This is a genomic window from Nocardia sp. CA-151230 (assembly GCF_050942175.1).
In the GTDB taxonomy this organism is placed as follows: domain Bacteria; phylum Actinomycetota; class Actinomycetes; order Mycobacteriales; family Mycobacteriaceae; genus Nocardia.
Genome location: NZ_CP192061.1, coordinates 6273890 through 6295415 on the forward strand (window position 1 = coordinate 6273890; position 21526 = coordinate 6295415).

Annotated in this window: 20 protein-coding genes; 10 read left to right on the plus strand and 10 right to left on the minus strand. The window is 69.3% G+C overall.

What is annotated here, in order from left to right; translation table 11 throughout:
* Positions 1-19: 19 nt before the first annotated feature.
* Together ACQP1O_RS29590 and ACQP1O_RS29595 are read left to right on the plus strand one after the other, a co-directional pair.
* A complete protein-coding gene (locus ACQP1O_RS29590; RefSeq protein WP_433561715.1) occupies positions 20-925 on the plus strand; it encodes a LysR family transcriptional regulator in 906 nt (301 codons plus the stop codon).
* A 65-nt stretch (positions 926-990) separates the two neighbouring features.
* Entirely contained in the window at positions 991-2253 is a 1263-nt protein-coding gene (locus ACQP1O_RS29595) for a hypothetical protein (protein WP_433561716.1), read from the plus strand.
* Here ACQP1O_RS29595 and ACQP1O_RS29600 read toward each other — a convergent pair.
* The gene (locus tag ACQP1O_RS29600; RefSeq protein WP_433561717.1) at positions 2250-2444 is read right to left on the minus strand and encodes a hypothetical protein; all 195 of its coding nucleotides are present in this window, start codon (positions 2442-2444) and stop codon (positions 2250-2252) included. The two genes, ACQP1O_RS29595 and ACQP1O_RS29600, sit on opposite strands and share 4 nt — an antisense overlap.
* Positions 2445-3160: 716 nt before the next feature.
* Between ACQP1O_RS29600 and ACQP1O_RS29605 the strand changes: the two genes are divergently transcribed.
* From ACQP1O_RS29605 to der, 6 genes are all read left to right on the plus strand, one after another.
* Positions 3161-4057, plus strand: a complete 897-nt coding sequence (locus ACQP1O_RS29605) for a ParA family protein (protein WP_354844892.1) — start codon at positions 3161-3163, stop codon at positions 4055-4057.
* A 77-nt stretch (positions 4058-4134) separates the two neighbouring features.
* Positions 4135-5016: a segregation and condensation protein A gene (locus ACQP1O_RS29610; protein ID WP_433567836.1), complete on the plus strand. Its 882-nt coding sequence runs from the start codon at positions 4135-4137 to the stop codon at positions 5014-5016.
* Positions 5017-5255: 239 nt separating this feature from the next.
* Entirely contained in the window at positions 5256-6074 is an 819-nt protein-coding gene (gene scpB / locus ACQP1O_RS29615; RefSeq protein WP_433567837.1) for an SMC-Scp complex subunit ScpB, read from the plus strand.
* An 11-nt stretch (positions 6075-6085) separates the two neighbouring features.
* Positions 6086-7690, plus strand: a complete 1605-nt coding sequence (locus tag ACQP1O_RS29620) for a pseudouridine synthase (RefSeq protein ID WP_433561718.1) — start codon at positions 6086-6088, stop codon at positions 7688-7690.
* Positions 7691-7755: 65 nt separating this feature from the next.
* Positions 7756-8424 (plus strand): (d)CMP kinase, encoded by a 669-nt coding sequence (gene cmk, locus ACQP1O_RS29625; RefSeq protein WP_433567838.1) that lies wholly within the window; start codon positions 7756-7758, stop codon positions 8422-8424.
* Positions 8421-9836 carry a ribosome biogenesis GTPase Der gene (gene der, locus ACQP1O_RS29630; protein WP_433561719.1) on the plus strand — a complete coding sequence of 472 codons (1416 nt, stop codon included), beginning with the start codon at positions 8421-8423 and terminating at the stop codon, positions 9834-9836. Before cmk ends, der begins: the two co-directional genes overlap by 4 nt.
* A gap of 321 nt (positions 9837-10157) precedes the next feature.
* Here the strand turns inward: der and xerD are convergent, their stop codons facing one another.
* From xerD to steA, 5 genes are all read right to left on the minus strand, one after another.
* The gene (gene xerD, locus ACQP1O_RS29635; RefSeq protein ID WP_433561720.1) at positions 10158-11078 is read right to left on the minus strand and encodes a site-specific tyrosine recombinase XerD; all 921 of its coding nucleotides are present in this window, start codon (positions 11076-11078) and stop codon (positions 10158-10160) included.
* 102 nt (positions 11079-11180) lie between these two features.
* Positions 11181-11834 carry an NUDIX domain-containing protein gene (locus tag ACQP1O_RS29640; RefSeq protein WP_433561721.1) on the minus strand — a complete coding sequence of 218 codons (654 nt, stop codon included), beginning with the start codon at positions 11832-11834 and terminating at the stop codon, positions 11181-11183.
* Between the two features lie 95 nt (positions 11835-11929).
* On the minus strand, positions 11930-13657 hold the full coding sequence (locus ACQP1O_RS29645) for a CTP synthase (RefSeq protein WP_433561722.1): 1728 nt from the start codon (positions 13655-13657) through the stop codon (positions 11930-11932).
* A gap of 152 nt (positions 13658-13809) precedes the next feature.
* Complete coding sequence (locus tag ACQP1O_RS29650) at positions 13810-14730, minus strand: copper transporter (protein ID WP_433561723.1); 921 nt, start codon at positions 14728-14730, stop codon at positions 13810-13812.
* Between the two features lie 24 nt (positions 14731-14754).
* On the minus strand, positions 14755-15966 hold the full coding sequence (gene steA, locus ACQP1O_RS29655; protein WP_433561724.1) for a putative cytokinetic ring protein SteA: 1212 nt from the start codon (positions 15964-15966) through the stop codon (positions 14755-14757).
* A 274-nt stretch (positions 15967-16240) separates the two neighbouring features.
* Between steA and ACQP1O_RS29660 the strand changes: the two genes are divergently transcribed.
* Positions 16241-16660 carry an SRPBCC family protein gene (locus ACQP1O_RS29660; protein WP_354844850.1) on the plus strand — a complete coding sequence of 140 codons (420 nt, stop codon included), beginning with the start codon at positions 16241-16243 and terminating at the stop codon, positions 16658-16660.
* A 97-nt stretch (positions 16661-16757) separates the two neighbouring features.
* On the opposite strand, the gene recN is transcribed toward ACQP1O_RS29660, so the two are convergent.
* Genes recN through ACQP1O_RS29680 form a run of 4 tightly spaced genes read right to left on the minus strand, consistent with a single transcriptional unit; the run spans position 16758 to position 20676 of the window.
* Complete coding sequence (gene recN, locus ACQP1O_RS29665; protein WP_433561725.1) at positions 16758-18539, minus strand: DNA repair protein RecN; 1782 nt, start codon at positions 18537-18539, stop codon at positions 16758-16760.
* A complete protein-coding gene (locus tag ACQP1O_RS29670) occupies positions 18517-19557 on the minus strand; it encodes an NAD kinase (protein ID WP_433561726.1) in 1041 nt (346 codons plus the stop codon). Before ACQP1O_RS29670 ends, recN begins: the two co-directional genes overlap by 23 nt.
* The gene (locus ACQP1O_RS29675; RefSeq protein ID WP_433561727.1) at positions 19554-20444 is read right to left on the minus strand and encodes a TlyA family RNA methyltransferase; all 891 of its coding nucleotides are present in this window, start codon (positions 20442-20444) and stop codon (positions 19554-19556) included. The genes ACQP1O_RS29670 and ACQP1O_RS29675 overlap by 4 nt, the downstream gene beginning before the upstream one ends.
* A 1-nt stretch (position 20445) precedes the next feature.
* On the minus strand, positions 20446-20676 hold the full coding sequence (locus tag ACQP1O_RS29680) for a hypothetical protein (RefSeq protein WP_433561728.1): 231 nt from the start codon (positions 20674-20676) through the stop codon (positions 20446-20448).
* 397 nt (positions 20677-21073) lie between these two features.
* Between ACQP1O_RS29680 and ACQP1O_RS29685 the strand changes: the two genes are divergently transcribed.
* On the plus strand, positions 21074-21514 hold the full coding sequence (locus ACQP1O_RS29685) for a hypothetical protein (RefSeq protein WP_433561729.1): 441 nt from the start codon (positions 21074-21076) through the stop codon (positions 21512-21514).
* Positions 21515-21526: the final 12 nt, after the last annotated feature.

The window sequence follows — 21526 nt, forward strand, 5'->3', positions numbered from 1 at the left end:
CATATAGCGAGGAGGCGGCGTGCTCGGCTCGGATCTGGAGTGGTTCACGACACTCGCCGAAACGGAGAACGTCAGCGCGGCCGCCGACCGGCTGCACCTGGCGCAGCCCACGCTGTCGCGCATGCTCGCCCGGCTCGAGCAGCGGCTCGGGACGCCGCTGTTCGACCGGCACGGCAAGCGCATCCGGCTCAACGAGTACGGCCGCCTCTACTACGAGCACGCCCGCCGCGCCCGCGCCGAACTGCACGCCGGGGAGCAGGCCGTCGCCGACCGCATCAATCCGGCCAAGGGGGTGGTCCGGCTGTCGTTCCTGCATTCCTTCGGCGGCCGGCTGGCCCCGCAGCTGATCGGCGAATTCCGGCGCGGCTCGGGGCGGGTCGGCTTCACGCTGTATCAGGGCGCGGCCGAGGTCATCACCCGGCAGGTGCTCGACGGCGAGGCCGATCTGGCGCTGGTGTCGCCGAGGCCCGGCGAGCCCGGTATCGGCTGGCGCACCCTGCTGAATCAGCCGCTGGTCCTGGCGGTTCCGGCCGACCACCGGCTGGCCGCGCCGTCCGGCAAGAGCGGGCAGCGGCCGATCCGGCTGGCCGAGCTGGCCGACGCCGAATTCATCACCATGCATCCGGGATTCGGTATGCGGCGGATCTTCGACGAACTGTGCGCGGCGGCCGGGATCCGGCCGCGCATCGTCTTCGAGTCCAGCGATCTGGTGACGGTCTCCGGGCTGGTGGCGGCCGGGCTCGGCGTCGCGCTGGTGCCCGCCGAGGAACCGATGCCGCCGGGGCCGGCCGTGATTCCACTCGCCGACGCGGGCGCGTCCCGCGATGTCGGATTGATCTGGTCGGCGACCGCCACGCCGTCGGAGGCGGTGCGGCGGTTCCGCGATTTCGCCGCCGACTGGGCGGCCCGCCGCCACCCCCGGTGAATGCGCGCGCTGTTACGGTGGCGGGACGGTAACTGACCTGTTGCTTCAGACCCTGGGAGCCGCCTGTGCAGCGGTATCGCGCGGCCCTCGACACGGTGGGCGGATGCGCCGCCGCCGCGATCGCGGGCCTGGCCCTCATGGTGCCCATCGACACCGGGTGCGCCGCCGGCTCGTCCGCGCTGCAGATGACGCTGCTGAGCGTGACCGTGCCCCGGGCCACCGCCGCGGGCGTGATCGTCGCGGTGCTGGCCGCGGTGTGCGTGCGCATGTTCGGCACCCGCACAGCCTGGGCCACCGCCACGATCGCGACACTGATTCTGGTCACCAACCACCTGGTGACCGGCCCCTCCGCGAGCCTGGCCACCGCCAACTTCGTCGATTCGATCGCGGCGGGCGTACTGCTCGGCGCGGCGGGGGCGGCGGCACTCGAATACCGGCCGCCCGCAATCGGATACGTGCTCGGAGCGCTCATCGGCGTCACGGTGGGCGACCACATCGAGACCATCACCGCCGAGGAGGCGACCCAGTCGCTGCTCGAACGCGCCTTCGTGAATCTGCCACCGGACTGGCTCACCATACCGACGATGGGATTGCTGGCCGTATGCTTCGTCCTCTGCCCACGCGCGGGCGTGGCGTCCTACCCCACCGCGTTGAACCTGCCGTTCGCGCCGGTGCTCGCCGCGGCCGTGGTGGTCACCGCCATCGACATGGTGTCGGAGCGGCTCACCACGTCGACGAGCGACACCGCGGTCATCGCGGCCGGAACGCTCGCGGTGCTCGTCGCGGCAGTGATCGCCGCGCTGCTGCTGCCGGAACGCGACGGCACCCTCACCCTGCTCGCGGTGGCGCTCGCCGCGACGGGCAGCGCGATCGCCATCGCGGCCCAGGCGCATTGGAAGCTCGCGCCGATTCTGACGGTCTTGGCGCTCGGTCTGGCGACGGGCCTGCGGCGCCCGGCACCGGTCGTGGCCGCAGGCGCGATCGTCGGCCTCGGGGTGTTCGCGCTGCTGGTTCCCGGAGCGCGGCACGATGATTCGTGGAGCGCGCTGATCGGCAGCTGCGCCATCGCCGCGCTGGCCGGGTACAGCTTCGGCGCGGTCACCCCCCGCGGCACGGCCGGGACCGTGCTGGCGATCGGCCTGCTGTTCATTCCGACCGCCGTGCTCACGCTGGAATTTCGCGGCTGCGACACGTTCGCGCTGCATCCCAGACTGGCCGTCGAATCGGGTGACCGCGCCGCCTGGATGGCCATCGCTCTCGGGGCCGGATGCCTGGCCGCCATCATCGCGCTGCGCCGCCTGCGGCCCGAGCGGGTCGAGCAGGACTAGGAGATCCGGTACAACCAGACCCGGGGATCGCCGAGTTCACCGGTCGCGCCCCAGCCATACGCGTGAGCGATGCCGTCGCCGTTGTAGCCGTGCAGGTAGGTCCGCAATTCCGTGCGGCCCGCGTGCCCGGACACGATGCCCCGCAACACGATCGCGGTCAGGTCGTAGGCCTCCCAGCGCCGGATCCACATTGAAGAAATCGTCGCGGGACGAGAACGTCTGGGTGACAGCCGAACCCGTCGTCCAGACTGTGAATCGCATTCCTGTTCGACTGCTTTGATCATGCTGGGGCTGTACGTCCGGCAGACAGTGAGGTTCGCATGAGGACGGGTGCCGCATCCAAGTTCGCGGTGCTGGGTGCGCTGTCGGCTGGGGACTGCTGACGGTGGCCGAGGTCGTCCGGGGCGGGAGCGCTGACATCGTGGCCGGCGCGCGCTGTGGTGTCGCGATTGGCGGCTCGGGGGCCTATCGTGGGCAGTTGCCGTCAGGGTTGATGGCGGCTCGAGCCGTGGGGTCGGGGTGTGGGGCGGCGACGGGGAGGCGGTTCCGCTGGGCGGGATCGAGTGAGCTGGAGGGAAATCGGGTGGGCCGGATCGGACAGGATTCGGGTAAACCCCCGCTGATCTCCCGCAGTCCTGGTGCATAGGCCGTAACCTGCTGTCCCACAGGCGAAGAATGCTCCTGACCGGACACCAGTCCGACCGAGGACACCCTTACCGGCCCTGAAGTGCAGGTTTAGGGTGCGTGTCCGAGCGTTGGTCTTGCGTGAACAGGCGGTAGCGTCTAGGAGGGACCCGGTCGCACACGCGGCCGGGCGCTTCGTCCACGGCAGGTCGGTGGACGGGGCAAGGGCAGGAACGTCGAAGGAGCAGCGGACGTGACGACTACCGGTGGTGCGGGCCAGCGGATCGAAACCGCCGCGCAAACACTGTGGGAGGCACCCGATGTGGTGCATGACGGCCGGGAAGTCGGTCCGACCGGACGCCCGGTGCGCGAGATCCCCGTGCCGCTCGACGCCGACCACAGCGGACCCGCCCTCATCGTCGCCATGTGCAATCAGAAGGGCGGCGTCGGCAAGACCACCTCGACCATCAATCTCGGTGCGGCGCTGGCGGAATACGGGCGCAAGGTGCTGCTGGTCGACCTGGATCCGCAGGGCGCGCTGTCGGCGGGACTCGGTGTGGCGCACCACGATCTGGACGTCACCGTGCACAACCTGCTCGTCGGCCCCGGCAAGGTCAATGTCGACGACGTGCTGATGAACACCAAGGTCGAGGGCATGGATCTGCTGCCCAGCAATATCGACCTGTCGGCGGCGGAGATTCAGCTCGTCAACGAGGTCGGCCGGGAACAGACGCTCGGCCGCGCCATCGCGCCGCTGCGCGACCGCTACGACTACATCCTGATCGACTGCCAGCCCTCGCTGGGCCTGCTCACCGTGAACGCCCTGGCCTGCGCCGACGGCGTCATCATTCCCATGGAGTGCGAATACTTCTCGCTGCGCGGACTGGCCCTGCTCAACGACACCGTGGAGAAGGTGCGGGACCGGCTGAATCCGGAACTGACCCTGTACGGCATCGTGGTCACCATGTTCGATGCTCGCCTATTGCATTCACGTCAGGTGATGACGCGCGTGGTCGAGGTGTTCGGCGACCTCGTGTACGACACCGTGATCTCGCGGACCGTCCGCTTCCCCGACGCCAGTGTCGCCGGCGAGCCCATCACCACCTGGGCGCCGAAATCCGGTGGCGCGGAAGCCTATCGGGCCATGGCCCGGGAAGTCATCCAGCGGTCGGGCCGTTGATCGATCCTCTCGATTCGTCCGAGCACGACCCGGCGGACGCGGATACGGCCGTGCCCGCCGGAGATCCGGACTCGCCAGTGCCGGCCGACATCGTCGCAGGCGGCGGTAATGCCGCGGCGCCGGACGATCGGGACACAGCGGGCAAATTTCACCTGAAGCTCGCCAATTTCGAGGGCCCGTTCGACCTGCTACTGCAGCTGATCAGCTCACGGCGGCTCGACGTCACCGAGATCGCGCTACACAAGGTCACCGACGAGTTCATCGCCCACACCAAAGCGCTCACCGCCCGGCTCTCGGAAGAAAAGGGGCTGCGCGCGGACAAGGTCCTCGACCAGACCACCGAATTCCTGCTCATCGCGGCCACCCTGCTGGATCTGAAGGCGGCCCGGCTGCTCCCCTCCGGCGAGGTCTCCGACGAGGAGGACCTCGAGCTCCTCGAAGCCCGCGACCTGCTGTTCGCGCGGCTGTTGCAGTACCGCGCCTTCAAACAGGTCGCGGCGCTGCTGGGCGAGCTGGAGGCGGCGGCGCTGCAACGCTATCCGCGCGCGGTGTCGCTGGAGGAGCGGTATCTGGAGCTGTTGCCGGAGGTTACGCTGGGGGTGGACGCCGCGGGGTTCGCCGAGGTCGCAGCCACCGTGTTCCGGCCGCGTCCGAAACCGAGGGTGGGACTGGATCACATCCACGCCCATGCGATTTCGATCGCCGAACAGGCTGCGCTGGTGCTGGAGATGCTGAAAAGCCGTGGCGCGGGCGGCTGGACGACCTTCCACGAACTCTGCGCCGACTGCGAACTGCCCATCCAGATCGTGGCCCGCTTCCTCGCCCTGCTCGAGCTCTACCGGGGCAAGACCATCGAGTTCGACCAGCCCGACCCCCTGGGCCCGCTGTCCATCAGCTGGATCGGCGAGCTCGAAGACCAACCGGCCCAACCGGTGACGATTGAAGAGGATTACGGGTGACCGAGGTGCACAACTTGGGTGACGACGCGCAGGACCCGGCCGCCGCCAACCAGGCTGCGCCCCAACCGACCCTGGCCGAGCGGATCGTGGCCGAAGCGGCCGCGGCGGCGAAGGCCCGCGCAGCCAGGGCGGATACCGCCGAGTCCGAGACCGAGGTCGCCGAGCCCAGAAGGGTCGAAACACCGGCCGAGGTCGTCGAGGCCCCGGCGGAGGTTACGGTGCTCACCGACGAAGCGACCATGCTCGAGTCCGCCGCCACGGAGCCCGCGGCTGACGCGCCCGAGTCCGTGAACGACAGCCCGACGTCCGTGGCCGATACCTCCCAGTCCCTCACCGGCGCTGCCGAGCCTGTGGCTGAATTCACTCAACCTGGGGCGGAGGTCGTGGCGCCGGACGGGCCGGGCGTCGATGCCGAGGAGTTCGAGGACGAGGAGGCGCTCGAGGAGGACGAGTTTCGGGCGGCGCTCGAGGCGATGCTGTTGGTGGTGGATGCGCCTGCGCCGGTGGGGTTGCTGGCGTCGGCTCTGCGGGATCATCCGATCCGGGTGGAGACCGCGCTGCGGGAGATGTCGGCGGAACTGACCGCGCGACGCAGTGGCATGGATCTCAGGTTCGTGGGCGATGGGTGGCGTTACTACACGCGGACGGAATTCGCCCCCTATGTGGAACGTATGCTGTTGGACGGCGCACGGTCGAAGCTCACACGCGCCGCTTTGGAAACCCTGGCGGTGATCGCGTACCGTCAACCGGTTACCCGAGCACGCGTGAGTGCGGTGCGCGGTGTGAACGTGGATGGCGTGATCCGGACCCTGCTGGCGCGGGGCCTGATCGCGGAGGCCGGAGCGGACCCGGAGACCAACGGCACTCTGTACATCACCACCGAGCTGTTCCTGGAACGGATCGGACTTGCGTCACTGGCGGATCTGCCGCCGCTGGCTCCACTGCTCCCGGGCGTCGATCTGATCGACGAGATCAACGAGAGCCTGGACACCGACCCCCGGTACACCAGGCTGAAGAAACCGGCCGAGGTCGATATCGACCTCGGCACCGATGACTGAAACAGGACAACGTGAATACACCCGCTCGCCGAGATGGCACACCGGATCGTAGGAAACGTGGCAGTGAACCGCCCCGCGGCGGTTCCCGTGCCGCCCGCGGCCGGACCGGAGACGACCGGTCCGCGCGCGGCGGCAGCTCGTACGGCGGAGGCTACGACGGCCCCGCGAACTCACGCGGCGGCGCCGCGAACACCCGTGGCGGCTCCGCGAATCGCGGCGGATCGCGCGGCGACTCGCCCTCGTGGGGCGGCAATTCCCGAGGCGACTCGCGCGGCGGCAGCGGCTCGTACGGCGGCGAACGCGGCGGCAGCGGGTCCTTTGACTCGCGCTCCGGCGGATCCCGCGGCGGCTCGTACGGCTCGCGCGGCGCCTCCAGCTCGCGCGGCGAAGGTTATGGCTCGCGTGGCGAAGGTTATGGCTCGCGTGGCGAAGGTTACGGCTCGCGTGGCGAAGGTTACGGCTCGCGCGGTGAGGGTTACGGCTCGCGTGGCGAAAGCCAGTGGGGCGGAGGCGGTTCACGCGGTGGCGCGTCCTCGCGTGGCGGCTCCTCGTTCGGAAACTCCGCGCGCGGCAACCAGTCTCGCGGTGACTGGGGTTCCGATTCGCGTGGCGCCGGGCGTGGCGGCGACAGCCGTGGCGGCCAGTCGCGCACCGGATTCGGCTCCGACCGTGCCGGTTTCGGCCAGGATCGCAATGCGTCGCGCGGCCGGATCGGCGGCGGCAGCCCGCTGGCCCCGCACACCTCGCCGAACACCCCCGCGAAGAAGAAGGCCAAGCCGGCCAAGCAGGTTGTGGCTCCGGTCCTGATCAGCAATGCCAAGCCGGCGCGCCGCCAGCATGTGGACGCCGACACGCAGGGCCCGAAGAAGCTGCCCTGGGGCGAGGGCGAGCGCCTGCAGAAGGTCCTCGCGAAGGCCGGGGTGGCCTCGCGCCGCGCGGCCGAGGAGATGATCGAGGCCGGCCGCATCGAGGTGGACGGCAAGATCGTGCGCGAGCAGGGCCTGCGCATCGATCCGCAGACCGCGGTGGTCCGGGTCGACGGCGTGCGCGTGGTGATCCGCGACGAGCAGGTGTACCTGGCGCTGAACAAGCCCAAGGGCTGGCAGTCGACCATGTCCGACGAGATGGGCCGCCCCTGCGTGGGCGACATCGTCGCCGAGCGGATCGCGGCCGGGCAGCGGCTGTTCCACGTCGGCCGCCTGGACGCCGACACCGAGGGTCTGCTGCTGCTCACCAATGACGGCGATCTCGCGCACCGGCTCATGCACCCGTCCTTCGAGGTGTCCAAGACCTACCTGGCCACGGTCAACGGCGAGGTCAAGAACCGCGAGGTCGGCAAGCTGCTCAAGGACGGCGTCGAGCTGGAGGACGGTCCCGCGAAGGTGGACCGCTTCCAGGTGCTCGAGGTCGGCCAGGGCAAGTCGCTGGTGAAGGTGGTGCTGCACGAGGGCCGCAAGCACATCGTGCGCCGCCTGCTGGCCGAGGTCGGCCACCCGGTGACCGCGCTGGTGCGCACCCACATTGGACCGGTCGCACTGGGCGATCAGCGGCCGGGCACGCTGCGTGTGCTGGGCCGGGACGAAATCGGGAAGCTCTACGAGGCGGTGTCGTTGTGAACGGTGTGGGAAGTCTGATCGACGCGACCGGCGCGCTGACCGGGTCGGCGCGACTGGTCGTCGCCATGGACGGCCCGTCCGGCACCGGCAAGTCGAGCGTGTCGCGCTTGCTGGCGACCCGGCTCGGGGCCAGCTACCTCGACACCGGCGCCATGTACCGGGTGGCGACCCTGCGCGTGCTGCGCGGCGGCGTCGACCTGGACGATGCCGCGGCCATCGCGGTGGCGGTCAAGGAGCTGCCGCTGACCATCGGCACCGATCCGAGCCGGGAGGTCATCCTGCTCGACGGTGAGGACGTGTCGAGCGAGATCCGCGGCAACGCGGTGACCAAGGCCGTGTCGGCGGTGTCCGCGGTACCCGAGGTGCGTGAGCAGCTGGTCGCGCTGCAGCGGGACCTCACCGCGGCGGCGGGGCGAATCGTGGTCGAGGGCCGCGATATCGGCACCACCGTGCTGCCCGAGGCCGACGTGAAGATCTACCTGACCGCCTCGGCCGAGGCGCGGGCCTTCCGTCGCAATGCCCAGAACATCGCGGAAGGCCGCGGGGACGATTTCGAGGCGGTGCTGGCCGACGTACAGCGCCGCGACACCCTGGATTCGACCCGCAAGGTCTCGCCGCTGCGTCCCGCCGAGGACGCGGTGCTGGTCGACACCAGCGATCTGAACAAGGACGAGGTCATCGACGAGCTGTATCGCGTTGTGGCCGAACGTATTTCGGCGGGAGGCGCGCAGTGACGCAGGACACCTTCGCCGGTGATGGCATCTGGTCGGACGAATCCGACTGGGACATCGCCGAATTCGAGGGCGAGCAGGACGCCGAACACATCCCGCTGCCGACCGTGGCCATTGTCGGCCGCCCGAACGTCGGCAAATCGACCCTGGTGAACCGCATTCTGGGCCGCCGCGAGGCCGTGGTGGAGGACATTCCGGGCGTGACCCGGGACCGCATCTCCTACGAGGCCACCTGGGCCGGACGCCGATTCATGGTGCAGGACACCGGCGGCTGGGAGCCCGACGCCAAGGGCCTGCAGCAGTCGGTGGCCCGGCAGGCCGAGGTCGCCATGAAGACGGCCGACGCGATCGTGGTGGTCGTCGATGTCACCACGGGCGCGACCTCCGCCGACGAAGCGGTGGCGAAGACGCTGCGCCGCAGCAAGACCCCGGTCATCCTGGTCGCCAACAAGGTCGACAACCAGAAGCTGGAGGCCGATGCGGCCGAGCTGTGGTCGATGGGCCTGGGTGAGCCGCAGCTGGTCTCGGCCGCGCACGGTCGCGGCACCGGTGATCTGCTGGACCTGATTCTGGAGGTGATGCCCGAAACCCCGCGCGAGGGAACGGGCCTCACCGGCGGCCCGCGCCGCGTGGCGCTGGTCGGCAAGCCGAATGTGGGCAAGTCCTCGCTGTTGAACCGGCTGGCCGGCGAGGAGCGCTCGGTCGTCCACAATGTCGCGGGCACCACCGTCGACCCGGTCGACTCGCTCGTCGAACTGGGCGGCAAGCCCTGGCGTTTCGTGGATACCGCGGGCCTGCGCCGCAAGGTCAGCAATGCCAGCGGCCACGAGTTCTACGCGTCGCTGCGCACCAAGTCGGCCATCGAGGCCGCCGAGGTGGCGGTCATGCTGATCGACGCCTCGGAGCCGCTCACCGAGCAGGACCTGCGTGTCATCTCCATGGTGGCCGACGCGGGCCGCGCCCTGGTGATCGCCTACAACAAGTGGGATCTGGTCGACGAGGACCGCCGCGAGATGCTCGAGCGCGAGATCGACCGCGAGATGGTTCAGGTCCGCTGGGCCCAGCGCGTCAATATCTCCGCCCAGACGGGTCGCGCCGTCCAGAAGCTCGTCCCCGCCATGGAAACCGCCCTGGATTCCTGGGACAAGCGCATCTCCACCGGCCGCCTGAACAATTGGCTCAAGGAGGTCATCGCCGCCACCCCGCCCCCGATGCGCGGCGGCCGCCTCCCCCGAGTCCTGTTCGCCACCCAGGCGTCCACCCGCCCCCCGACGTTCGTCCTCTTCACCACGGGCTTCCTCGAGGCGGGCTACCGCCGCTTCCTCGAACGAAAGCTCCGCGAAGAGTTCAACTTCGACGGCTCCCCGGTCCGCGTGAACGTCCGCGTCCGCGAAAAGCGCGAACGCAAGAAGTAACTCACGCCTCGGCCGAAGACAAGCCCGGGTGACGGTCTCCACCGTCCCCCGGGCTTTCTCGTTGCCGCCGAAGACCAGGGCAGTGGCGTCAGTTCGAAGACGGGGTGGGTGGCGGCGGTGCGGGCGAGGTCTGCCAGACCATTCGCACCCTTCTGCATCTTTGAGCGACACTATCCGCGGCATCACGGTTCCCGCCGCCACGCACGTCCCCGAATCTCCGGCAGCCCGGTATCTTCGAGCGCTGAACCCCGCGGAACCACCAGCCCCGCGGCCGCCCATCGCCCGGGCCCTGTGGCCACCTCGAACGCTGGACTGCGCGAGTCAGCGGGCGCGGGGGTGGGCGGTGGCCCAGACCTCGTGGAGGGTGCCGACGGTGACCAGGGTGTAGATCTGGGTGGTGGTGACCGAGGCGTGGCCCAGCAGTTCCTGGACGACCCGGACGTCGGCGCCGCCGTCGAGGAGATGCGTGGCGAAGGAGTGCCGGAGGGTGTGGGGCGACACCTGGACGGCGATGCCGGCACGGTCGGCAGCGGATTGCAGGACCTGCCAGGCAGTTTGGCGGGAGAGGCGGCCGCCGCGGTGGTTGAGGAAGAGAGCGGCGTTGCCCTTGCCTCGGGTGGCGAGGGCGGGGCGGCCGCGGACCAGGTAGTTGTCGAGGGCGGCCAGGGCGGGGCGGCCGACCGGGACCATGCGCTGTTTGCCGCCCTTGCCGCGCAGGACCACCGCGCGTTCGGCGGTGTCGATGTCGTCCACGTCGAGCCCGACCATCTCGGAGATGCGAGCGCCCGTGGAGTACAACAACTCCAGGAGCGCGCGGTCGCGCAGCCCGCGCGGGCCGTCGGCGATGGCTCCCCCGGCGGCGTCGAGCAGGCGGGAAACCTGGTCGTACGGCAGGGCTTTCGGCAGTCTGCGGGCGGGAGTCGGCGGTTTCACCGGATGCGCCACATCCGCGTCGGTCATGCCCTCCGCCGTCGCGAACCGGTGCAGCCCGCGGACGGCGACCAGGGCCCGCGACGCCGACGAGGCGGCCAGGGCGGGATGGCCGGAGTCCCCCGACCGCAGCGACACCATGTAGTCGGCAATGTCCGATTCGGCCACGCGGGCAAGCGTTTCCACTCCGCGCTCGGTCAGAAAGTACTGGTAGCGGCCCAGATCCCGGCGATAGGCGCTGAGCGTATTGCGCGCGACGCCGCGCTCGACCGCCAAATGGTCGAGGTACGCGTCGATCTGCCGCTTCAGCACGGCTCACATCATTGCAGCCGCCACCGACGAACTCCCCGACCCGAACCCCGGCGAATCGAACAAGTTTCCCAATCGGGATCTACTGCCCTTCCCGATCGGGATCTACTGCGAGGCCTCCCGCGCCTTGCGATCCAGGAACGCGGTGGGCATCCCCGGCCAGGGCGCGTCGGCGGGCCGCAGCCGAGCCCCGCTGGACCGGGCCGTCATCAGCGCGGTCACCCCCGCCACCGCGGTGGCATTGGTGATGTCGCCCGCCAGCGCGGCCTGTACGGCCTCCGCCAACGGCATCCGCAGGATCTGGAGGTCGGCTTCCTCCATTTCCGGGTCCGGCCGGTCGATTTCGAAGAGCCCGGTCGCCAGGTACACCCGCAGCGCCTCATCGGTGAACCCGGGCGAGAGCGCCACATCGACCAGCACCGACCACTCCCGCGCGGCCAGCCCGGTCTCCTCGGCCAGCTCCCGCTGGGCGGCCTCGAGGGGATCCTCACCCGCCTTGTCCAGCAGTCCGGCCGGCAGCTCCAGCAACCGCCGCCCGATCGGATGCCGGTACTGATTGACCAGCACCAGATTGTCGTCCTCGTCCAGCGCCGCCACGGCGACCGCCGCGTGGTGCTCGATCACCTCCCGCTCGGCGACCTTGCCACCGGGCATGACCACCCGGTCCAACCGCAGTGCCAGGATCGCGCCCGAGTACACCGTGCGACTGGACAGGACATCGAAATCGTGTGTGCCGGGGACCGGTTCCGAGGAGGTCATTCCAGAACCGTAGCGCGGATACCCGGGCGGATACGAAACCGCCCGAGCACTCGTCGAATGCTCGGGCGGGCCGTGGAATCCCGGTCAGGCGGGGATCACTTGGAGACCTTCTCGGCCTCCGCGGCGGGCACCTCGTCGGGAATCTCCACCGGAAGCCGTTCGGCGGCCTTGTATTCCAGCGCCGCCGAGATCAGCGCCGCGAACAGCGGGTGCGGGCGCGTCGGACGGGACTTGAGCTCCGGGTGCGCCTGGGTGGCGACCAGGAACGGGTGCTTGTCCTGCGGGTACTCCACGAACTCGACCAGGTGGCCGTTCGGGGAGGTGCCGCTGAACTTCAGGCCGCTCTTGGCGATCTTGTCGCGGAAGGTGTTGTTGACCTCGTACCGGTGCCGGTGCCGCTCGGAGACCTCGGTCTCGCCGTACGCCCGCGCGACCAGCGAATCCTGCTGCAGCACAGCCGGGTACGCGCCGAGTCGCATGGTGCCGCCCAGATCGGCCTCGCCGGCCACGATCTGCTCCTGGTCGGCCATGGTCGAGATGACCGGGTAGTTGGTGTCGGGCTCGAATTCCGCCGAGTTGGCGTCCTTCATGCCCACCGAGCGCGCCGCCTCGATGACCACGCACTGCAGACCCAGGCACAGGCCCAGCAGCGGAATCTTGTGCTCGCGGGCGTAGTGGATGGCGCCCACCTTGCCCTCGATGCCGCGAATGCCGAAGCCGCCCGGGATCAGGATGGCGTTCACGTCGGCCAGGTGCGAGCGCGCACCCGCCTCGGTCTCGCACTCGTCGGACTGCACCCAGCGGATGTTCACCTTGGCCCGCGAGGCGAAGCCGCCCGCGCGCAGCGCCTCGGTGACCGACAGGTACGCGTCGGGCAGGTCGACGTACTTGCCGACCAGCGCGACGGTGACCTCCTCGCGCGGGTTGTGCACGCGGTCCAGCAGATCACCCCAGACCGTCCAGTCCACGTCGCGGAAGGGCAGCCCCAGCTTGCGAACGACGTAGGCGTCCAAGCCTTCCCGGTGCAGCACCTTGGGAATGTCGTAGATCGACGGCGCGTCCGGCGTGGAGATGCAGGCGTCCACATCCACGTCGCACATGAGCGCGATCTTGTTCTTCAGCGGCTGCGGCACCTCGCGGTCGCAGCGCAGGATGAGCGCGTCGGGCTGGATACCGATATTGCGCAGCGCCGCCACCGAGTGCTGGGTCGGCTTGGTCTTGAGCTCGCCCGAGGGACCCAGGTAGGGCACCAGCGTGACGTGCAGGAAGAAGCAGTTGTCGCGACCCACCTCGTGGCGAATCTGCCGCGCCGCCTCGAGGAACGGCTGCGACTCGATATCGCCCACGGTGCCACCGATTTCGGTGATCACCACGTCCGGCGCCTGCCCGTGCAGGTCCGGTCCCGTCATGGCGAGAATGCGACTCTTGATCTCATCGGTGATGTGCGGGATCACCTGCACGGTGTCACCGAGGTACTCACCCCGGCGCTCCTTGGCGATCACCTTCGAGTACACCTGGCCGGTGGTGACATTGGCGTCCCCGGACAGGTCGCGATCCAGGAACCGTTCGTAGTGGCCGACATCGAGGTCCGTCTCCGCGCCGTCCTCGGTCACGAACACCTCACCGTGCTGGAAGGGGTTCATGGTGCCGGGATCGACATTCAGGTACGGATCCAGCTTCTGCATCGTGACGCGGAGTCCGCGTGAAGTGAGCAGCTGACCGAGGCTGGAGGCGGTCAGACCCTTACCGAGTGAAGAGGCGACGCCACCGCTGACGAAGATGTGTTTCGTGGCCGCGCGCGCCGGAATCCGTGATTGACCCACGGGACTTCACGGTAACACGGATCGGCGACGCCGATCGCATGCCACGCATGTTGGTTGCCCGTGATTGGCTCGATTCTGCGTGCCGGGGGCAACTTTCCCCATGTCGGCATCGGCGTGGCCGGGCCTTTCCGCTGTCCGGCTCCGGGATCTTCTCAGTGCGGCATGGCCGCGACTGTGAGCGAGGTCGCCTTCTCACCCGTGCCGTAACGGCCGGTACCGCCGTTCAACTGCTCGGTGAGCCCGAGCACGGTGGTGATCCGCCCGATCTCACGATCGACATTGTCGACGGTCGTGACGGTCGACAGCCCACCCTCGGACCGTGTCACAGCGATCGCTCCGGGCCCCTCGGCGGCCCCGTAGCGACCCGCCAGCACCACCCCGGCACTGTGGGACCGCAGGCACCCGGCGAACCTGGCGATGATGGTGCCGCGATTGTTCTCGTCGGCCCGCGCCCCGTCGCCGGTGACCACCACGGCCAGCTGGGCGGGCTGCACATCGGCGAAGGTCAGGAAGCCGCCGCCGCGCAGTGTCTCGAGGGCCAGGCCGCGCTCCTGCTGGGTGCCGCGCGCCTGCCCGCTGACCGGATCGTCGAGCAGCACCTGGCCGAGCAGATCGCCCGCGAGGCTGCCCTGATCGACCGCGTCGACCTTCAACTGCGCCCCGGCGGGGACCACGTTCAGCAGCGCGGTGCGTAGTCGATCGCCCTCGGAGGAGTCGGTGAACGCGCCGGTCAGGCCGATCCGGCCGGTGACCGCGGCGCCCGCGGTGGTGAGGGCCGCGGTGACGGCGTCGGCGTCGCCGCTGTCGGCGTCGGGGGTGGTGAAGACGAGTACCGAACGGTTGGCCAGCGCGCCCGCCAGCAGCTTGCCGGCCGAACCCGACAGGAAGGCGTCGGCCGCCTTCACCTGTTCGTTCAAACGCCCGTTCTCGGCACGCAGATCGTCGATCTGCTGCCGGTCGCCCGTGCCGGGAAACAACCCATTGCCTTGCGTACGGGTGCCCAGCACCACGCCGACCGCCAGGGCCAGAAATACCGCGGCGATCGAAATCGCGTGGTGGCGAAAAGAAATCATCGTCCGGTCGTCCCTAATCTCGATCTACCTGTGCCGGTCGAATAGGCCCTGTAGCCAGTGCGATCCGCGATGCCAGGTGTCGGCGGTCCAGGTCAGCGCCTCACCGCCCATGTGGGTGGCCAGCAGCGCGACCACCAGGGCCACCAGCGCCGCGAGCACCACCAGCGCGATCGCCCAGGCCGAGCCCCGGTCGCGGTACAGCGAGGCAACGGCTTTCGCGTCCATGAGCTTGGTGCCCATTTTGAGGCGGGTCAGGAAGGTGGCCGGATTCGAGTCGCGCCGGCCGCGGTCGAAGAAGTCGTCCAGCGAGGCCGCCGCGCCGACGGTGACGATCAGCGACGCGCCGTGGTGATCCGCCAGCAGCAGCGCCAGATCAGCGGGCGCACCCGAGGACGGGAAGGTGGTCGCGCCGATGCCCAGATCCTGGATGCGCTCCAAACCCTTGGCGTGGCCGTCGGTATCGGCGGGCAGGATCACCTCCGCGCCGGACTTCAGCGTGGTGGCGGTGATCTCCTCCGGGTCGCCGACGATGAGGTCGGGCCGGTAGCCGTGGCGGGTCAGGGTGTCCGCGCCCCGGCCGACGCCGATCAGGATCGGCGCGTACTCCTTGATGAACGGCTTGATGCGCTTGAGGTCCTCGATGTGCTCGGGACCGTCGGCCACGACCACGACATGCCGCTTCTTCATGTCGACTTCGACATCCGGCACGCCGATTCCATCGATGAGCAAGGAGGATTCGGTGCGGATGAACTCGATGGTGTTGCCGGAGAAGGCTTCCAGATGGTCGGCGAGCCCGTTGCGCGCCTCGATCATCCGCTCGGCGATGGCGGCCTCGTCGAGCTCGATGCCCTCGACCAGCGCCTCGGGTTCCTTCCTGGCCGGCTTGTCCGCGTAGACGACGCCGGCCTCGACGCGGACCCGGCTGCCGTCCTTGATCTTCTTGAAGACGTCCGAGCTGACCGCGTCCAGCAGCTGGATGCCATTGGCCACCAGCACTTCCGGACCCAGGTTCGGATATCGCCCGGAGATCGACGGCGAGGCGTTCACCACCACCGCCACCTGGGCTTCGACGAGCCGGTCGGCGGTGAGCCGATCCAGGTCCATCTCGTCGAGCACCACCACGTCACCAGGCCCCACGCGCTGGAGCAAACGCCTGGTATTGCGGTCCACCCGGGCCACACCGGTCAGACCCGGAAGCGTTTCGGTATTGCGCGACAGCAGGGCCAGCATCTTCATAACGATGAATGATTGCCCTTAAGTCTCAACCTTTGATGGAGGCGCGCCGGTCAGCAAACGATCTGCACCACCTCCCCGCCACTTCAGCGGACAGCCGAGAGCCGTTGTCGGCCATACATCCGCGCTATCAGTTTGGTACCGAATCAATTTCGGACGTACCCGGCGAGTTACCCCGATCGGCACGAAAACAGTGGTCACGATTGCATGCGGACGCTGTAGATGCGGCTCCGATCGAACCTTCCATCTTACCAACCGGTAAGGCTATGCTCCGGACATGGCCAGCACCACCGTTGATACCGTTCTCCCCGCCCCGCGTGAGGTCGTCTACAAGCTCTTCACCGAGCGTGACAGCCTCAATGCCTTTCTGCCCATTCAGATTTCATTGAAGAAGCCGGGCATCGGGAGCCCGTCCGGCGTCGGCGCGCAGTACCACCTGGGCCTGGCCGGCATCGGCCCGACCGAGGAGACCACCGAGCTCGTCCCCAATGAGCGCATGGTCTACCGCGTCATCGCGGGCGCCCCGGTCAAGCGGCACGTCGGCACCATCAGCTTCTCCGACGCGCCGGGCGGCACCCGGGTCGTCTACACCATGGAGTCCGAGCCCAGCCTCCCCGTCCCCGCTCAGATCCTCGAACCCGGCCTCCGCGCCCTCACCAACGCCCTCATCGGCGGAGTGCGCAAGGCGATCAAGTAACGCTCGGCCACCGCGCTTTCGGAGTCGGCGCGGCGGCACAGACAGAACCGGCCGGACCCTCCGCGGGCCCGGCCGGTTTTCCTGTCTCGGTGCCCGGTTACTCGCCCGAGACGGCAGCGCCGACCTTCTCGGCGTCGGCCGTGGTGAGGAGTTCCCAGGCGTGGGCGCGGCCGGTTTCGCTGTCGCCCATGCCCGCCAGCATGCGGGCGAGTTCGATGACGCGTTCGTCCTGGGTGAGGGCTTTGACGCCGGATTTGACGGCCTTGCCGTCGTCGAGCTTGTCGACCACCAGGTGGGTGTCGGCGAAGGCGGCCACCTGCGGCAGGTGGGTCACGACGATGACCTGGTGGGTGCGGGCCAGCCGGGCCAGGCGACGGCCGATTTCGACGGCGGCGCGGCCGCCGACACCGGCGTCGACCTCGTCGAAGACCATGGTGGTGCCATGTTCGGAGCTGGCGAGAACCACTTCCAGGGCGAGCATGATGCGGGAGAGTTCACCGCCGGAGGCGCTCTTGCTCAGCGGCAGCGGATGCGCGCCGGAGTGAGCGGCCAGGCGGAATTCCACCTCGTCCACGCCCGTGGAACCGGCGTGCAGCTCCGTGCCGTCGATGACCAGCGGGGCCGAATCCTGCACGCCCGCAAGGACGGGACCGACGCCGACCTCGAGCCGGGCACGCCCCATGGCCAGACCGCCCAGTTCTGTGCTCACGGCCGACGCCAGCTTTCCCGCGGCCTTGCTGCGGGCCGCGGTCAGCTTCTTGGCCGTTTCGCGGACCTTCTCAGCCGCGGTCTCGACATCCGCCGCCAGCGCCGCCAGCGCCTCCTCCGACACATCCAGCGAGGCCAGGCGCGTGCGCGCCTCCTCGGCCCACTTGATGACCCCGTCGATATCCGGCGCGTACTTGCGGGTCAGCGTCTTCAGCTCGGCCTGGCGGGTCAGCATGGACTCCAGCGCGCCCGGATCGGACGGCAGGTCCGACAGGTAGGAGCTGAGCTCGGTGGTCAGATCCACCACCACCGAAATCGCCTCGCCCAGACGGGGAGCCAGCGCGGTCAGGATCGGATCGTCGGAGGCCTCGATGCGGGCGCGCGCGGTGCCCAGCAGATCCAGCGCGCCCGCGTCCTCACCCGGCGAATCGGCCGGACCGGCCAGCGCGTCGTGCGCGGTGGAGGCGGCCTCGCGCAGGGAATCCAGATCCGACAGCCGGCGCACCTCGGCCACCAGGTGGTCGTCCTCGCCGGGTTCCGGTGCGACAGCATCGATCTCGGCCAGCGACTGCGCCAGATGGTCGGCTTCCAGAGCCAGCTCCCGGCTGCGCGCGGTCCGCTCGAGCAGCTGATTGCGCTTGTCCAGCCAGGCCTTTCGCGCCTTCTGGTACTTGGCCAGCAGCGGCGCCACCGCGTCGGAGGCGAACTGGTCCAGCGCGTGCAGCTGCTGGTCGGGCCGCTGCAGCCGCAGCTGATCGTTCTGCCCGTGCACGGTGAGCAGCGGGGTGGTGAAGTCCGCGAGCACCGCGGCCGGCACGCTGCGGCCACCCAGGTGGGCGCGGGAGCGGCCATCGGATCCGACCGTGCGGACGGCGATGATGCTGCCGTCGTCATCGCGTTCGGCGCCGGTGGATTCCAGCACCTGCTCGACCTCGCCGAGGGCGCCGTCGTGCACCTCGTCCACGGTGAAACGGCCCTCCACCACTGCCCGTGACGCCCCGAGGCGCACCCGTCCCGGGTCGGCGCGGGCGCCGCTGAGCAAGTGCAGGCTCGTCACCACCATGGTCTTGCCCGCACCGGTCTCACCGGTCAAAACGGTCAAGCCCTCGTGGAATTGTGCGGTGGCGGTGGAAATTACGCCCAGCCCGTCAATCCTGATCTCTGTCAGCACTCGTGCTCTCCGTTCGGAGGTCTTCGATCTCGCCTGCGCTCGGGCGCTCCGTGGTTACGCGCGCCGACGCCTCCGCGCCCGACCGCGCAGACGGGCGGCCACGCCAGCCTGTCACGGGCAACTGGAATTTGCGCACCATCCGATCGGCGAACGGCGCGGAGTCGAGCCGAACCCATCGCACCGGGTCGGTCCCGCGGACCGTCTCGACCCGGCCGCCCCGCGGCAGTGCGAGGGTGCGTCGGCCATCGAGGAAAACGATCGCATCATGGCCCGTCGCAACGGTTTCCACCGCGATCAGTGAATTCGGGCTGGTCACCAGGGGCCGGGCGAACAGGGCGTGCGCATTGGACGGGATCACCAGCAGCGCTTCGAGTTCCGGCCACACCACCGGCCCGCCCGCCGAGAAGGCGTAGGCGGTGGACCCGGTCGGCGTGGCGATCAGCACACCGTCGCAGCCGAAGGCCGACACCGGCCGGCCGTCCACCTCGAGCACCACCTCCAGCACGCCCATGCGCGCCGCGTTCTCGATGCTGGCCTCGTTCAACGCCCAGCCGCGCTCCACCACCACATCGTCGACGCGCACGGTGACGTCGATGGTCATCCGCTCCTCGACGGTGTAGTCGCGCCGCACCACCTGGGACAACGCTTCGTCCAGGTGCTCGGCCTCGGCCTCGGTGAGAAAACCGATGCGCCCCAGATTGATTCCGAGCACCGGCACCGAGGCACTGCGGGCGAGTTCGGCCGCTCGCAGGAACGTCCCGTCACCGCCGAGCGCCAGCACCATCTCGGTGCCCACCGCCGCGTCGAGATCGTGTGCCATCACCTGCATCGGGTAGCCGTCGGCCGCGCCGTCGTCGTCGATGTCGAACCGGGTGCTGTACGCCTCGTCCTCGAGCACGCGCAGCCCTATCCCGGCCCCGCACAGGATCTTCGCGACCCGGTGCGCGGTATCGGTGATCTCCGGCCGTCCCGGATGCGCGACCAGCAGAACCTCCCTGGCCGGGCTAGCCGCGTTCACTGTGGACCCTCCTGCACCGCACGCTCGATCAGCGCCGCCACACGCGCCGCCTCGTCTGCATCGTATGCGCCCCCACCGACGTCCGCGCCGTCACCGGCCGCAGCGGGTTCGGTCTCCGGACGCTCCGGCGCACCGGTCTCCTTGCGCAACCAGAGGAAATACTCGACATTCCCGGACGGACCGGGCAGCGGACTGGCCGTCACGCCACACGTACGCAGCCCGAGTTTCGCTGCCGCGGCGGCGACTTCGCGCACCACCTCGGCACGCAGGGCCGGATCCCGCACCACACCACCGGATCCCACGCGATCCTTACCCACTTCGAACTGCGGCTTCACCATGGGCAGCAGATCCGCGCCCGGCGCACAGCAAGCGGCCAGCGCGGGCAGCACCAGGCCGAGGGAGATGAACGACAGGTCGGCGACCACCAATTCGACGGTGCCGCCGATGAGTTCGGGCGTCAGCTGCCGCACATTGGTGCGGTCGTGCACGCGGACGCGGTCGTCGTTCTGCAGCCGCCAGATCAGCTGGCCGTACCCGACATCGGCGGCCACCACCTCCTCGGCTCCGCGCGACAGCAACACATCGGTGAATCCACCCGTGGACGCGCCCGCGTCCAGGCACCGCTTGCCCTCGACCGACACGCCCTGCGGCTCGAACGCCTCGAGCGCGCCCAGCAGTTTGTGCGCGCCGCGCGAGGCCCACTGCACCTCGTCGGGTTCCTCCCGAACGAGCAGCGGCGTGCCCGCCTCGACTCCCGTCGCCGCCTTGGTGGCGACCGACCCATTGATCAGGACACGGCCCGCGTTGATCAGCTCGACCGCGTGTTCCCGCGACCGCGCCAATCCGCGGCGAACCAGTTCCGCGTCCACCCGCGCGCGCCTGGCCACCTCAGATCTTGTCCACCGTGGCCAGGGCCTGCACCAGCACCTCGTGCGCCTGCTCCAGAATCTTGCCCCGACGCACGATATCGGTGCCCTCCGAATGCACGGTCGGCGCGCCCGGGAAGCCCGGATTCGGTGCGCCCGCCGACAATTCGGCCAGCAGCGCGGCCACCTCCGCCTGGACCCGCTCCGGGTCGGCGAACTCCTGATTCGCACCCGGCAGATGCTGCCCGGGCAACGGCGCCCCCGGACGGGGCCCCGGCGTCCCGATAGGGGATCCCGGCGCGGGAAACTGCGGGCGAGGCGTGGGCATAGTCATCGTGGCGACAACGCTACCCGAACTCGCATTCGAACACACGTACCCCACCGCTTACCGATCCACCGCCGACCGGCCTCCGCCGCGTCGCCCCGCCCCGCTCTTCCGCGTGTCCCGAAAGCCGCTCGTGCGCGACCGACGGAACGAGGCAAATGGACAGCGGCTTCGAGGACCTGATCGCCGAGACCCCGACCTTCCCACCGCCCCTCCGACCTGGTGGCCGCCGCCATCTCGCGACCGTTCGAGGCGCGAAAACTGGTGTGAGACTTCACAATAACGGGTTGTCGATGTCGTCGAAAGCCGGGCTATAGTCCGTTCGATGACAGCACCAGAGGACGGCGCGGAGCCGCACACCGCCAACTTCTCCGTGGTGGCCTTCCGCATCGCCGGGCACGAGGTCACCCTCGAGCCCGGCGGCGCCCGTGGGACGTTCCGCGTCCTGGTCGATGCGCGGCCGATCCCGATGACCCTGATCACCATCAACAGGGGCTACAGCAACAGGCGCCCCAAAGGCTACGAATACGTGGCCGAACCGGTTCCGGCCGATTCGATCAAGACCGTGGCCGGATGGGGCACGTTACGGAACCTCCGGGCGACAACCGATTCCGGCCGGCCCGTCCTGCAGGGCACGCTGGAAGAAGGCAGCGCCGAGAGCTACAACACGGTCGTGAAGTTCGAGGAGTCCGTGCGTATCGAGTTCACCGCGGACCTGTCGGCCGCCAAGGTCACCGTGGACAACTTCTCCGACGACGCGACCTGATCCAGGCCCGCG

What these genes read in the sequence shown, in the direction of transcription:
- cmk (WP_433567838.1), top strand. Translation starts at nt 7,756, where the DNA reads ATGGACGGCCCGTCCGGCACCGGCAAGTCGAGCGTGTCGCGCTTGCTG.
- ACQP1O_RS29660 (WP_354844850.1), top strand. Translation starts at nt 16,241, where the DNA reads ATGGCCAGCACCACCGTTGATACCGTTCTCCCCGCCCCGCGTGAGGTC.
- ACQP1O_RS29640 (WP_433561721.1), bottom strand. Translation starts at nt 11,834, where the DNA reads ATGACCTCCTCGGAACCGGTCCCCGGCACACACGATTTCGATGTCCTG.
- ACQP1O_RS29685 (WP_433561729.1), top strand. Translation starts at nt 21,074, where the DNA reads ATGACAGCACCAGAGGACGGCGCGGAGCCGCACACCGCCAACTTCTCC.
- scpB (WP_433567837.1), top strand. Translation starts at nt 5,256, where the DNA reads ATGCTCGAGTCCGCCGCCACGGAGCCCGCGGCTGACGCGCCCGAGTCC.
- steA (WP_433561724.1), bottom strand. Translation starts at nt 15,966, where the DNA reads ATGAAGATGCTGGCCCTGCTGTCGCGCAATACCGAAACGCTTCCGGGT.
- ACQP1O_RS29650 (WP_433561723.1), bottom strand. Translation starts at nt 14,730, where the DNA reads ATGATTTCTTTTCGCCACCACGCGATTTCGATCGCCGCGGTATTTCTG.
- ACQP1O_RS29600 (WP_433561717.1), bottom strand. Translation starts at nt 2,444, where the DNA reads ATGTGGATCCGGCGCTGGGAGGCCTACGACCTGACCGCGATCGTGTTG.